We start from the raw sequence: 12896 nt of genomic DNA, 5'->3' as shown, positions 1-12896 counted from the left end.
CTCAACGCCTTCGAGATCGCCTTCGACGGCCGCCTCACCACCGGACGCAACTAACCCTCTTCAACCCGAGTTACACCGTTCGTTTGACAGTCCCCCGCCGTACTGCTGAAGCGGGTTAAGAACGTACAAGACGGTTGGTGGTCTGGGCGTTGAGGATCGGGGGGTGGAAAAGTTTGCTACGAAGATTGCAGTGTTGCTGCGTGACGACCTGGCTGTTTGGCAGCGGTTGAATGTGACTGCGTTCCTGGTGAGTGGGATCGCGGGTACGCATCCGGAGGTCGTCGGCCAGCCGTACGAGGATGCCGACGAGGTCCGGTACCTGCCGATGTTCCGGCAGCCGGTGATGGTGTTCGAGGGCTCCAAGGAGTTCATGACCGTCGCGCACGAGCGTGCTCTCGGTCGCGAGATCGAGCACTCGGTGTTCACCCAGGACCTGTTCGCCACCGGCAACGACGACGACAACCGCGCCGCGGTCCGCGCCGTCCGCACCGCCGAGCTCGACCTGGTTGGCATCGCCGTCTACGGCCCGAAGAACGCCGTCGACAAGGTCCTCAAGGGCGCCACCAAACACCCCTGACCCCGCCCGCACTCCCACTGCTTGTCCGAACCCACCATTGCCTGTCCGAACCCTCCGCCACCGCCCTCGCACGCCGCCGAGTTCACCAGCCAACCGACCAACCGACCGGGCCGGGCCGGGCAGGGCAGGGACATTTCGACAGGTAGTGCACCTCGAGACACCGTACGCGCTCGGCGCACTCACGCTCAGGTGCACTACCCACCGGCCAGACACCGACCGACATGTCCTGTCGAACTGTCCGCCCCGCCCGCCGCCCCATCCCGGTGCACTGCTCAGTGAGGGAGTGGTCGGCACCCACACATCGGACACAAGAGCCTCACATGGGGGCAATTGGGGTGGCGCCGGGTTGGGCGGAGGCAGGTGGGGGTGAGGTCGGGTGGGGTGGGAGGTGTGGGTCAGCGGGGGGCGAACTTCGACCAGGTTTTGCCCTCGTCGGTGCTCAGCACGACCTCGGTGGTGCGGCGCCTGGGGATCTCGAAGCCGTACATCAGGTGCTCGTCGCCGTCGAGGTCGGCGAGGTCGCCGGGGTAGCCGCCGTCCAGCTTCGCGGCGCCGTCGCGGACCCGGTACAGCCGCGGCCGGTCGCCGGCGCGGCCGCCGAGCATCAGGGCCGTACCGTCGTCGAAGGCGAGCGGCGGGGTGTTCAGGCTCGGCGGCGGGCTCTTCACGGTCCGCCAGTTCGCGCCGCGGTCGGTGGAGATCTGCATCTTCGCGACCACCTGGCCGCCTGTGGCGTTGACGGTGACCGCTGTGGTCAGCAGGGTGCGGCCGTCGGGGCTGACGGCCAGCCGGCCGAGCTGGTTGTGCGGGTCCAGCGACTTGGCGCCCCAGGACTTGCCGCCGTCGTCGGTCCAGATGAGGTCGGTCCGGCCGATCCCGGTGAGCATCCAGCAGCGGCCGGAGCCGTCGCAGCTCGGCGACCGGGTGCCGCGGGACTGCAGGATCCGCACCGACGACTCCTCGGTGTTCACCACCGCGATCCGGCCGGGGACGATCTGGTCGGTGAGGATCTCGCCCTTCTGGAAGGTCGTGGTCGGCAGCCGGTAGCGCAGCCGGGTGAGCAGCGCGCCGTCGTACGTCAGCCGGTACATCATCGTCGCGCCGCCGGTCAGCGTGCCCTCGCGCGGCGGCGCGATCGCGATCGCCTCGCTGCCGGCCCGGAGCGTCGCGTACGGAACCGGCCACTCCGGTGCCACCGAGCGGGCGCCGTCGCGGTCGACCACAGCGGCGTACTTGCAGGTCGGGCCGCTGGTGCAGTCCGACCAGCCGGCCGCCCAGCGGTTCCGGGTGACCATCGTGATCGACAGCACCTGCGCGCGCTGCGAGTTCACCACCGAGGTGCCCGGATTGCCGGCCGCGGCCGGCGCGATTGCGATCGGCTTGTCGACCGGTGCCACGGGCGCGGACAGGTGCACGACTGCGATCACGACCGAGGTCAGTGCCGCGAGCACTCCGAGGACGAGGAACGGCGGCATGCTCCGGGGGAGGCCGCAGCGCTCCAGCAGCTCCACCAGGCGACGGTAGAACCGCTCGGACGACTCCCGCAGGCGCGGCTCCACAAATCACCCCCCAGGCGCAGGTCGATCCCCGCGAGGGCGGGTCAGGTCGGCGAAGAAATCTTACTGGAGGAGTGGCCCAGGCTCATACCCGGCGGAAAATGAGCGCTCGCTTCACTTCCTGGATGGCCTTGGTGACCTCGATGCCGCGCGGGCAGGCCTCGGTGCAGTTGAACGTGGTCCGGCAGCGCCAGACCCCTTCCTTGTCGTTCAGGATCTCCAGCCGCTGCTCGGTGCCCTCGTCGCGGCTGTCGAAGATGAACCGGTGTGCACCGACGATCGCCTGTGGGCCGAAGTACTGGCCGTCGGACCAGAACACCGGGCAGGACGTCGTACAGGCGGCGCACAGGATGCACTTCGTGGTGTCGTCGAAGCGGTCCCGGTCGGCCTGCGACTGGATCCGCTCCCGGGACGGCTCGTGGCCGCTGGTGACCAGGAACGGCATCACCGACCGGTACGCCTCGAAGAACGGGTCCATGTCGACGACCAGGTCCTTGAGCACCGTCAGGCCCTTGATCGGCTCGACGGTGATCTCCTTGTCCGGGTTCAGGTCCTTGATCAGGGTCTTGCAGGCCAGCCGGTTGCGGCCGTTGATCCGCATCGCGTCCGAGCCGCAGACTCCGTGCGCGCAGGACCGCCGGAAGGTCAGCGTGCCGTCCTGGTCCCACTTGATCTTGTGCAGCGCGTCCAGCACCCGGTCGGTCGGCTCGAGCGTGACGGCGTACGTCTTCCACTCGGCCTCGTCGACGACCTCGGGGTTGTACCGCAGGATCTTGACCTTGACGTCCATCAGTACTTGCGCTCCATCGGCTTGTAACGGGTCTGGACGACCGGTTTGTAGTCGAGCCGGATCGTTTCGTTGCCGTCCGCATCGATCTCGCGGTACGCCATCGTGTGCCGCATGAAGTTGACGTCGTCGCGCTTGTCGTAGTCCTCGCGGAAGTGCCCGCCGCGGGACTCCTTGCGGGCCAGCGCACCCTCGACCAGCACCTGCGCCAGGTCCAGCAGGAAGCCGAGCTCGACCGCCTCGAGCAGGTCGGTGTTGAACCGCTTGCCCTTGTCCTGCACGGCCACATTCGCGTACCGCTGCTTGAGGCCGGCCAGGTCGGCCAGCGCCTGCTTCAGCGAGCCCTCGGTGCGGTACACCTGCGCGTTCAGGTCCATCGTCGCCTGCAGGTCGGACCGGATCGCGGCGATCCGCTCCTGGCCGGTGGAGTTGCGCAGCCCCTCGACCAGTTCGACGACGTACTTCTCCGGCTCGGGCGGCAGTTCCTCGAACGTCGCGGTCCCGGCGTACTCCGCGGCGGCGATCCCGGCGCGCCGGCCGAAGACGTTGATGTCGAGCAGCGAGTTCGTACCCAGCCGGTTCGCGCCGTGCACCGAGACGCAGGCGACCTCGCCCGCGGCGTACAGACCGGGGATCACGTCGTCGTTGTTGGCCAGCGCCTCGCCCTTGATGTTGGTCGGGATGCCGCCCATCGCGTAGTGCGCGGTCGGGAAGACCGGGATCTGCTCGGTGTACGGCTCGACGCCCAGGTACGTACGCGCGAACTCCGTGATGTCCGGGAGCTTGGCGTCGATGTGCGCGGGCTCCAGGTGGGTCAGGTCGAGCATCACGTACGCGCCGTCCGGACCGCAGCCGCGGCCCTCGCGAACCTCGTTGGCCATCGCGCGGGCGACCATGTCCCGCGGCGCCAGGTCCTTCACGGTCGGCGCGTACCGCTCCATGAAGCGTTCGTTGTCCTTGTTCCGCAGGATGCCGCCCTCACCACGGGCGGCCTCCGACAGCAGTACGCCGAGACCCGCCAGGCCGGTCGGGTGGAACTGGAAGAACTCCATGTCCTCCAGTGGCAGGCCCTTGCGCCACACGATGCCCATGCCGTCGCCGGTGAGCGTGTGCGCGTTCGACGTCGTCCGGAACACCTTGCCGAACCCGCCGGACGCGAAGATCACCGACTTGGCGTTGAACACGTGCAGCTCGCCGGTGGCCAACTCGTACGCGACGACACCGCTGGCCTTGCCGTTGGTCATCAGCAGGTCGAGAACGTAGTACTCGTTGAAGAACTCGACGTTCTGCTTGATGCACTGCTGGTACAGCGTCTGCAGGATCATGTGACCGGTACGGTCGGCGGCGAAGCAGGAGCGCCGGACGACGGCCTCACCGTGATTGCGGGTGTGACCACCGAAGAACCGCTGGTCGATCTTGCCCTCGGCGGTCCGGTTGAACGGCAGGCCCATCTTCTCCAGGTCGAGGACGGCGTCGACGGCCTCCTTGCACATCACCTCGGCGGCGTCCTGGTCGACCAGGAAGTCACCACCCTTGACGGTGTCGAAGGTGTGCCACTCCCAGTTGTCCTCCTCGACGTTCGCCAGCGCGGCGCACATGCCGCCCTGGGCCGCGCCGGTGTGGGAGCGGGTCGGGTAGAGCTTGGTGAGTACGGCGGTCCGGGTGCGCTTGCTGGACTCGAGGGCCGCGCGCATTCCCGCGCCGCCCGCGCCGACGATGATGACGTCGTACTGGTGCTGCTGCATAGCTTCCTTACTTACAGACCGACAGCGTGGAGTTGGGGTCGAGGCACGGGTCGAAGGTGAAGATCACCAGGGTGCCGAGGACCACGATCACGATCGCCGCCGTGACCAGCAGGGCCTTGAGCCAGAACCGGGTCTGGTCCTTCTCGGCGTAGTCGTTGACGATCGTGCGCAGTCCGTTGGTGCCGTGCAGCATCGCCAGCCACAGCATCAGCAGGTCCCAGACCTGCCAGAGCGGGTTGGCCCACTTGCCGGCCACGAAGCCGAAGTCCAGCGCGGTGATGCCGCCGCCGAGCATCAGGTTCACGAACAGGTGCCCGAGGACGAGGATCACCAGGGCGAGCCCGGACAGCCGCATGAACAGCCAGCTGTAGAGCTCGAAGTTGGTCTGGCCGGAGCGGTTCCGGCCGCCGCCCTTCAGGCTGCGGGCCCGCGAACTGGACCGGGGAGCAGCGATCCCAGAGGTGGATTCCGGCATCTCAGCCTCCGAACACGTGGGTCAGATGGCGGATGACGAACGGCACGAACAGGACGAACCAGAGCACCCCGACGCCGATCATCAGCTGCCGCTGGTAGCGCGGGCCCTTGGCCCAGAAGTCGATCAGGATCAGCCGGACGCCGTTGAACGCGTGGAACAGGATCGCGGCGACCAGGCCGACCTCCAGCAGGCCGACGATCGGGTTCTTGTAGGTGCCGATCACCTCGTTGTAGGCCTCCGGCGAGACCCGTACGAGCGCGGTGTCCAGGACGTGCACCAGCAGGAAGAAGAAGATGCCGACGCCGGTGATCCGGTGCGCAACCCACGACCACATGCCCTCCCGGCCGCGGTACAGCGTGCCGGCTGGTTTGCTGGGCACCAGTTCCTCCTCGTCGAGTTCCCCGAAACGTCTCGATGCTAGACCCGGTGTTTGAGGTGGAATGTCCTGACAGATGTGACATCGATCGCGATGGGTGTGAGATCGGTCGCGTCGGTGTTCGAGCGAGGGGAGAAGACGGTGAGTTTCTGGATCTGTACGACCTGTGCGGTCGAGCATTCGGAGCAGGTCGAGGTGTGTGCGATCTGCAACGACGAGCGACAGTGGGTGCCCGCGGACGGGCAGCACTGGACCACGCTCGACGAGCTGGCCGGTACCGAGGTCACGATCGACGAGGTCGAGCCCGGCCTGTACGGCATCCGTTCGAAGCCGCCGGTGGGGATCGGGCAGCAGTCGATGCTGCTGACAACGAACGACGGCAACCTGCTCTGGGACCCGATCGGTTACCTCGACGACGACGCCGTACGCCGGGTGCGCGAACTCGGCGACGTAGTGGCGATCATCGCCAGCCACCCGCACATGTACGGAGTCCAGGTGGAGTGGAGCCACCGGCTCGGCGGTGACGAACCGGTACCGGTGTATGTCTCCGAGGCCGACAAGGAATGGGTCGCCCGTCAGGACCCGGTGATCAGGACGTGGTCCGGTCAGCTCAACCCACTACCCGGAGTGACTCTGGTGCAACCGGGCGGTCACTTCCCCGGCAGTGCGGTCGTGCACTGGGCGAATGGTGCCGACGGCAAGGGAGTTGTGCTGTCCGGCGACACGATCTTCGCGAACCCGGACCGTACGTCGGTCAGCTTCATGCGCAGCTACCCGAACCGCATCCCGCTGTCCGGCGCCGTCGTCGACCGCGTGGCCCGTTCCCTCGACCCGTTCGACTACGACCGTCTCTACAACAACTTCGGCTCGGTGATCCCGGTCGACGCGAAGGCCGTCGTACGCCGCTCCGCCGACCGGCACGCCGCCTGGACCCGCGGCGACTTCGACCACCTCACCTGAGCGCTTGACCTCAAGCTCTCTTGAACTCCGAGAGTCGGGGGCAGCAATCGACGACGAGGAGTCAGGATGAGTTTCTGGATCTGCGCGACCTGTGCGGTCGAGCACGCCGAGCAGCCGGACGTGTGTGCGATCTGTGCGGACGAACGTCAGTACGTGCCGGCCGGTGGGCAGCGCTGGACGACGCTCGACGAGCAGATCGCCGCCGGGTACCGGGTGCGGGTGCACGAGATCGAGCCCGGCCTGTACGGCATCCGATCGGAGCCGGAGGCCGGGATCGGGCAGCAGGCGCTGCTCGTGGTGACCGACGGCGGCAACCTGCTCTGGGACCCGCTGGGCTTCGTCGACGACGACGCTGCCCGGCAGGTCCTGGAGTTCGGCGAGGTCGCTGCGATCATCGCGAGCCACCCGCACATGTACGGCGTCCAGGTCGAGTGGTCGCGCCGGCTCGGCGGTGTCCCGGTGTACATCTCGGAGGCGGACGCACAGTGGGTGGCGCGGCCGGACGAGCAGCTGAAGACCTGGTCCGGCACGCTCCAGCCCGTTCCCGGCGTCACTGTCGTGCAACCTGGCGGTCATTTCCCGGGGAGCGCGGTGGCGCACTGGACCGGCGCCGACGGCAAGGGGGTCCTCCTGGCCGGTGACACGATCGGCCCGAATCCGGACGGGTCCGTGACGTTCATGCGTTCGTTCCCGAACCGCATCCCGCTCTCCGGCGCCGTCGCCCTGCGCATCGCCAAGCAACTCGAGGAATTCGACTACGACCGCCTCTACGGCAACTTCGGCGGCCTCATCCCGACCGGCGCCCACGCCAGCGTCCAACGCTCCGCCGAGCGCTACGCCGCCTGGACCCGGGGCGACTACGACCACTTGACGTGAGGGCCGTACCGAACGACGGGTAGTGGTGCCTCCGCCGCAGCATCCGCACGCTTGCGGCGAGCCGACGATCGGTCTGAGGTGGGACCTCTACCCGTTGTTCGGTACAGGTCAGGCTGCGATGCGGGTCTGGGCGAGGCGGTTGTGAAGGGTGAGCATGCGGTTGACGCAGGTTTGCCAGTTGTAGAGCTCGGCTCGGTGGCGGGCCGCGGTGCGGCGGCCGGGGAGTTGGGAGAGCGCGAGCACGGCGTCGGCGAGATCGGTGGGGTTGGCGGGGGCCCAGCGGCCGCAGGTGTCGTCGACGAGTTCGCGGGCGCCGCCGGTGTTGGCGGTGACCACCGGCGTACCGGCGGCGAGCGCCTCGAGGACGGCCAGGCCGAACGTCTCGCCGGGGCAGACGGACAGTGCGACGTCGGCCTCGGCGAGGTGCTTGGCGAGGGTGTGTCGCCCGTCGACGTACCCGTGGAACGTGACGGGCGCGTCGCCGGCAATCTCGAGCAACTCGTCCAGGTGCGGGCCGGTGCCGTACACGTCCATTCGCAGATTCACGCCGCGGCGGTGCAGCTCGGCGGCCGTGGCGACCGCGAGGTGCGGGCTCTTCTCCCGGGACAGTCGGCCCGCGTGCACCAGTTTGAGTACGCCGTCATCCGCCGGCTCGCCCAGCGACGGGTGGAACGTGTCGAGGTCGACCCCGAGCGGGATCCGGACGAGCGGCGTCGTCACCTCGTCGAATTCGGCCGCCGCGTAGCGCGACGTCACCACGACGGCGTCGTACGTCCGGCCGAGGATCTTGTACAGCGCGGCGACCGTCGCGACCATGTGCAGCTGGCTGTACTTCACGCCGTCGGCACCCCACCACACCGTGCTGTCGCCGGCGCCCCAGCGGCTCGGGCGGAGGGTGGCGCCACCGAGCATCCGGCCCGGTCGCAGTACGTCGTTCCCGCCGAGCTGGCCCGGTCGTGCCGCACCGAGGGCGAGCATCGCGTCCAGGCGTTCGTGGCTGAACAGTACGGTGCCGATGTCGTTGCGCCGGGCCCAGCGCGCTACCGGGAGCAGCGTCGACTTGTCCGAGATCTCGACCGTCGTCGGACCGAACTTCTTCAGGATGTCGATCACGGTCCACGGGTTGGTGATCAGCCGGTACCCGCCGCTCACCTTCGGCGCCTTCACCCGCACCACCGTGCCGAGCCCGGTCTCGACGACCACGTCCTTCTCGCCCGGCGTGATCACGATCCGCTCGGCGCCGGCCTCGACGTACCCCTGGCCGACGTGCTCGATCGCTGTCCGCATCCCACCGGAGGTCGGCCCAACGAAATTCGCGAGCTGCGCGATCCGCAGCGAGCCTGTCATGCGACGTGCCGGACGGCGGCGGCGTCGCGGAGCACCTCGGCGTAGTGCCGGTCGACCAGGTCGTCGACGACGGCCGGCCAGGTACGGGACTGGACGCGTTCCAGACCGCTGGCGGCCATCCGTGCCCGGGCCGTCGGGTGGTCGAGCAGCGTCTTCACCGCGTCCCGCAGCGAGCCGGGCTTGCCGGGCTCGAACAGCAGACCGTTCTCGCCCGGGTGGATCAGGTCGAGCGGTCCGCCCGCGGCCGGGCCGACGGTGGCGACGCCGGACGCCTGCGCCTCCTGGATGGTCTGGCAGAACGTCTCGTGTTCGCCGGTGTGCACGAACACGTCCAGCCCGGCGAAGATCGAGGCCAGGTCGGCGCCCCGGCGCATCCCGAGGAAGGTTGCCGTCGGCAACGCGTGCTCGAGCGACGCGCGGTCCGGCCCGTCGCCGACGATCACGATCCGGCAGTCCAGGTCGGTCAGTTCGGCGAGCCGCCGGACCTTCTTCTCGGCGGCCAGCCGGCCGACGTACCCGACGATCGGCCGCCCGTCAGGGGACAATTCCCGGCGCCATTCCTCGTTGCGGTGCTGGGGATCGAACAGATCCAGGTTCACGCCGCGGCCCCACAGATGCACCCGGGGTACGCCGCGCTGCACCAGGGCCCCGACGGCCGAGGACGACGGGGCGAGGGTCCGGTCTGCACGCGAGTGGGTGCGGGTCACCCAGCGCCAGATGCCGCGGTCGGCGGCGGCGTACCAGGGGTACTGGCGGGCGAAGCCGGCGATATCGGTCTGGAAGATCGCGACCGTCGGAACACCGAGCCTGCGGGCCGCGCGCAGCCCGTACGCACCGATGATGAACGGCGAGGCGAGATGGACGAGGTCCGGCTTGAAGTCGGCCATCGCGCGCTCGATCGACGGGTCGGGCAGGCCGACGGGGTACTCCTTGTAGCCCGGCGTACGGAAACTCCGCGCACGCAGCACCGGTACGTCGCCGTACACGTCGGGTCCTGGTCCGGGCGCGATGATCAGCAGGTCGTGCCCGCGGGCGCGGAGCCGGTCGGCGCAATGACGAGCCGTGTTCGCCACGCCATTGATCTGCGGCAGGAAGGTTTCGGCAACCATCACGATTCGCACACTTCGAAGGTTCCTCATCGCGCATGAACCCTGGGCGACACTCCCGTAACACCGCGTCGATGCCCTGTCGACGGATGGGGATCACCACGGGGGAGTGCCGGAGGTCATACCAGTGCGGTGCTGGTTCGGCCTACCGTGGGCAGATGAGTCATCGCAGCGAGTCAGGGTTCGAGTTCGCGCCGGTGTACGGGCCGCTGGACGGGTTCGACCCGGCGTCGAAGCTCGGGGTGCCGGGTGAGTTCCCGTACACCCGGGGCGTCTACCCGACGATGTACACCCAGCGGCCGTGGACGATGCGGCAGTACGCCGGCTTCGGCACCGCGGCCGAGTCGAACCAGCGGTACCACCAGTTGATCGACCACGGCACGATGGGGCTGTCCGTCGCCTTCGACCTGCCCACCCAGATGGGGTACGACTCCGACGCCCCGATCGCGCACGGCGAGGTCGGCAAGGTCGGGGTGGCGATCGACTCGATCGACGACATGCGGGTGCTGTTCGACAAGATCCCGCTGGACCAGGTCTCCACCTCGATGACGATCAACGCGCCCGGATCCGTGTTGCTGCTGCTCTACCAGTTGGTGGCCGAGGAGCAGGGCGTTTCCGGCGACAAGCTCACCGGCACGATCCAGAACGACGTGCTCAAGGAGTACATCGCGCGCGGGACGTACATCTATCCGCCGAAGGAGTCGCTGCGGCTGATCAGCGACATCTTCGCGTACTGCCAGGCGGAGCTGCCGCGCTGGAACACGATCTCGATCTCCGGCTACCACATGGCCGAGGCCGGCGCGACGCCCGCGCAGGAGATCGCGTTCACGCTGGCCAACGGGATCGCGTACGTCCGGGCCGCGGTCGCGTCCGGGCTGGACGTGGACGAGTTCGCGCCGCGGCTGTCGTTCTTCTTCGTGGCCCGGACGACGCTGCTCGAGGAGGTCGCGAAGTTCCGCGCCGCGCGGCGGATCTGGGCGCGGGTGATGCGGGACGAGTTCGGCGCCCGCAATCCGAAGTCGCTGATGCTCCGGTTCCACACCCAGACCGCGGGCGTGCAGCTCACCGCGCAGCAGCCCGAGGTCAACCTGGTCCGCGTCGCGATCCAGGGTCTGGCCGCCGTACTCGGCGGAACCCAGTCCCTGCACACGAACTCCTACGACGAGGCGATCGCCCTCCCGACCGAGAAGGCGGCCCGGCTCGCGCTGCGCACGCAGCAGGTGCTCGCGTACGAGACCGACGTGACCGCGACCGTCGACCCGTTCGCCGGCTCGTACGTCGTGGAGTCGCTGACCGACGAGGTCGAGGCGGCCGCGGTGGAGCTGATGGACCAGGTCGAGGAGTACGGCGGTGCGGTCGCCGCGATCGAGCAGGGCTACCAGAAGCAGGAGATCGAGCGGTCCGCGTACCAGATCGCTCAGCAGATCGACGCCGCGGAGCGGGTCGTGGTCGGCATGAACAAGTTCAGGATCGCCGACGAGGAGCCGTACGAACCGCTCCGCGTCGACCCCGCCATCGAGGCCCAGCAGGTCGACCGCCTCACCACCCTCCGCGCCACCCGCGACCAGACCGCCGTCGACGACGCCCTCGCAGCCCTCAAAAAAGCCGCCGAAGGCACCGAAAACTGTCTCTACCCCATGAAACAAGCCCTCAAGGCCCGAGCCACCGTAGGCGAAGTAAGCAACACCCTCCGAGACGTCTGGGGCGTCTACATCCCCGCCGACACCTTCTAGCCCACCGGCGCGGTCAGTCGAGGAGGGCTGTGGTGGTTAGGAGGGTGGTGCCTAGGGTGATGGCTTCTTCGGAGGGGGTGAAGCCCGGGGTGTGCAGGTCAGGGGCTGATTCTTGGGTGGGGGGCCGGACGCCGAGGCGGGCCATGGCGCCGGGGACGTGCTCGAGGTACCAGCCGAAGTCTTCGCCGCCGAGGCTCTGGTCGGTGGGGGCGACTGCGCTGGAGCCGAGGGTCTGGTGGACGGCGTTCTGCAGGACGGTGATGGCGGTCGCGTCGTTGATCACCGGTGGTACGCCGTGGGTGACCTCGGTGTCGACCTCGACGCCGTAGGGCCTGACGAGCTGCGCGGCGAGCTCCGGGATGAGCTCCTCGGCGAGCCGCCACGCGTTCACGTCGAGGCAGCGGAGCGTGCCTTCGGCCTCGCCGCGGGACGGGATCGCGTTGGCGGCGGAGCCGGACGTGATGCGGCCCCAGACCAGCGACATGCCGGCCCGTGGGTCGACCCGGCGAGACAGGGCGGCCGGCAGTTCGGAGACGAGCGTCGCGAGCGCGTAGACGAGGTCGGCCGTCAGGTGCGGACGGGACGTGTGCCCGCCCGGCCCGGTCAGCCGCACCAGCAGCTTGTCGGCCGCGGCCGTCAGCGCGCCGACGCGCAGCCCGACCTGCCCCACCTGCAGCCGCGGATCGCAGTGCAGGCCGTAGATCCGCCGTACGCCGTCGAGCCCGCCCGCCGCGATCACGCCGAGCGCGCCGCCGGGCATGATCTCCTCGGCCGGCTGGAAGATCACCCGGACCCGCCGGTCCAGCTGCCCGTCGCGCGACATCCCGGCCAGCACCAGCGCCGCGCCGAGCAGCGCGGACGTGTGGACGTCGTGCCCGCAGGCGTGCGCGACGCCGTCGATGGTCGACCGCCACGGCGCCTCGACGCCGTCCGGTACCGGCAGCGCGTCGATGTCGGCCCGCAGCGCCACGCAGGTGTCGCCGGCCCCGATGTCGCAGATCAGTCCGGTCCCGGTCGGCAGCACCCGCGGCGACAGTCCGGCGCTGACCAGTGCCTTCTCGAGGAGCTCGGTCGTCCGCACCTCGTGCCAGCCGAGCTCGGGGTGCGCGTGCAGGTCACGCCGGACGGCGACCATGTCCTGGCGTACCGACTCGACCCGGGCCAGGACGTCCGCGACCAGCAGCTGATGACTCATCCCGCGATTGTGGCACCACCACCCGACAGCCCAGCAGCCAGTGGTCCGACCACGGACGGTGAAGGTCGCCACGGAGCGTGCGCACGGTGACGCCGGCGCCGCAGCCCGTGACCGCACCGGAGAAGTTGTCGAAATGTGACGCAAACGCCGGTCACTTTCCGGT

At 68.9% G+C, this 12896-nt stretch carries 12 protein-coding genes; 4 read left to right on the top strand and 8 right to left on the bottom strand.

Going from position 1 to position 12896, the window contains the following annotated elements; translation table 11 throughout:
* Positions 1–163 precede the first annotated feature (163 nt).
* On the top strand, positions 164–577 hold the full coding sequence (locus ACGFI6_RS06810) for a DUF2000 family protein (protein ID WP_393115731.1): 414 nt from the start codon (positions 164–166) through the stop codon (positions 575–577).
* A gap of 395 nt (positions 578–972) precedes the next feature.
* On the opposite strand, the gene ACGFI6_RS06805 is transcribed toward ACGFI6_RS06810, so the two are convergent.
* The 5 genes from ACGFI6_RS06805 to sdhC all read right to left on the bottom strand — a co-directional run bounded on the left by ACGFI6_RS06805 (position 973) and on the right by sdhC (position 5519).
* Positions 973–2136, bottom strand: coding sequence for a WD40/YVTN/BNR-like repeat-containing protein (locus ACGFI6_RS06805; RefSeq protein ID WP_393115730.1), 1164 nt, complete (start codon positions 2134–2136; stop codon positions 973–975).
* 82 nt (positions 2137–2218) lie between these two features.
* Entirely contained in the window at positions 2219–2923 is a 705-nt protein-coding gene (locus ACGFI6_RS06800; RefSeq protein WP_393115729.1) for a succinate dehydrogenase iron-sulfur subunit, read from the bottom strand.
* Positions 2923–4665 (bottom strand): succinate dehydrogenase flavoprotein subunit, encoded by a 1743-nt coding sequence (sdhA, locus tag ACGFI6_RS06795; RefSeq protein ID WP_393115728.1) that lies wholly within the window; start codon positions 4663–4665, stop codon positions 2923–2925. The genes ACGFI6_RS06800 and sdhA overlap by 1 nt, the downstream gene beginning before the upstream one ends.
* Positions 4666–4672: 7 nt before the next feature.
* Positions 4673–5140 (bottom strand): succinate dehydrogenase hydrophobic membrane anchor subunit, encoded by a 468-nt coding sequence (locus tag ACGFI6_RS06790; RefSeq protein ID WP_393115727.1) that lies wholly within the window; start codon positions 5138–5140, stop codon positions 4673–4675.
* A gap of 1 nt (position 5141) precedes the next feature.
* Entirely contained in the window at positions 5142–5519 is a 378-nt protein-coding gene (sdhC, locus tag ACGFI6_RS06785) for a succinate dehydrogenase, cytochrome b556 subunit (RefSeq protein WP_393115726.1), read from the bottom strand.
* A 138-nt stretch (positions 5520–5657) separates the two neighbouring features.
* Between sdhC and ACGFI6_RS06780 the strand changes: the two genes are divergently transcribed.
* Both ACGFI6_RS06780 and ACGFI6_RS06775 read left to right on the top strand, forming a co-directional pair.
* On the top strand, positions 5658–6476 hold the full coding sequence (locus ACGFI6_RS06780) for a hydrolase (protein ID WP_393115725.1): 819 nt from the start codon (positions 5658–5660) through the stop codon (positions 6474–6476).
* A 66-nt stretch (positions 6477–6542) separates the two neighbouring features.
* Entirely contained in the window at positions 6543–7352 is an 810-nt protein-coding gene (locus tag ACGFI6_RS06775) for an MBL fold metallo-hydrolase (protein ID WP_393115723.1), read from the top strand.
* Between the two features lie 108 nt (positions 7353–7460).
* Here the strand turns inward: ACGFI6_RS06775 and ACGFI6_RS06770 are convergent, their stop codons facing one another.
* The gene (locus ACGFI6_RS06770) at positions 7461–8699 is read right to left on the bottom strand and encodes a glycosyltransferase (protein WP_393115722.1); all 1239 of its coding nucleotides are present in this window, start codon (positions 8697–8699) and stop codon (positions 7461–7463) included.
* A complete protein-coding gene (locus tag ACGFI6_RS06765) occupies positions 8696–9838 on the bottom strand; it encodes a glycosyltransferase family 4 protein (protein WP_393115721.1) in 1143 nt (380 codons plus the stop codon). The genes ACGFI6_RS06770 and ACGFI6_RS06765 overlap by 4 nt, the downstream gene beginning before the upstream one ends.
* A gap of 125 nt (positions 9839–9963) precedes the next feature.
* On the opposite strand from ACGFI6_RS06765, the gene ACGFI6_RS06760 reads away from it, so the two are divergent.
* Positions 9964–11538: a methylmalonyl-CoA mutase gene (locus ACGFI6_RS06760; protein WP_393115720.1), complete on the top strand. Its 1575-nt coding sequence runs from the start codon at positions 9964–9966 to the stop codon at positions 11536–11538.
* A gap of 13 nt (positions 11539–11551) precedes the next feature.
* Here the strand turns inward: ACGFI6_RS06760 and ACGFI6_RS06755 are convergent, their stop codons facing one another.
* Positions 11552–12733, bottom strand: a complete 1182-nt coding sequence (locus ACGFI6_RS06755; RefSeq protein ID WP_393115719.1) for an amidohydrolase — start codon at positions 12731–12733, stop codon at positions 11552–11554.
* Positions 12734–12896 lie beyond the last annotated feature (163 nt).

The sequence above is a fragment of the Kribbella sp. NPDC048928 genome (assembly GCF_043197975.1).
Lineage (GTDB): Bacteria > Actinomycetota > Actinomycetes > Propionibacteriales > Kribbellaceae > Kribbella.
This window is presented reverse-complemented; position numbering and strand designations above follow the sequence as displayed.

Coding starts and splice junctions, on each gene's coding strand:
- ACGFI6_RS06790 (WP_393115727.1), bottom strand. CDS start 5,140: ATGCCGGAATCCACCTCTGGGATCGCTGCTCCCCGGTCCAGTTCGCGG.
- ACGFI6_RS06755 (WP_393115719.1), bottom strand. CDS start 12,733: ATGAGTCATCAGCTGCTGGTCGCGGACGTCCTGGCCCGGGTCGAGTCG.
- sdhA (WP_393115728.1), bottom strand. CDS start 4,665: ATGCAGCAGCACCAGTACGACGTCATCATCGTCGGCGCGGGCGGCGCG.
- ACGFI6_RS06775 (WP_393115723.1), top strand. CDS start 6,543: ATGAGTTTCTGGATCTGCGCGACCTGTGCGGTCGAGCACGCCGAGCAG.
- ACGFI6_RS06770 (WP_393115722.1), bottom strand. CDS start 8,699: ATGACAGGCTCGCTGCGGATCGCGCAGCTCGCGAATTTCGTTGGGCCG.
- ACGFI6_RS06765 (WP_393115721.1), bottom strand. CDS start 9,838: ATGAGGAACCTTCGAAGTGTGCGAATCGTGATGGTTGCCGAAACCTTC.
- ACGFI6_RS06760 (WP_393115720.1), top strand. CDS start 9,964: ATGAGTCATCGCAGCGAGTCAGGGTTCGAGTTCGCGCCGGTGTACGGG.
- ACGFI6_RS06800 (WP_393115729.1), bottom strand. CDS start 2,923: ATGGACGTCAAGGTCAAGATCCTGCGGTACAACCCCGAGGTCGTCGAC.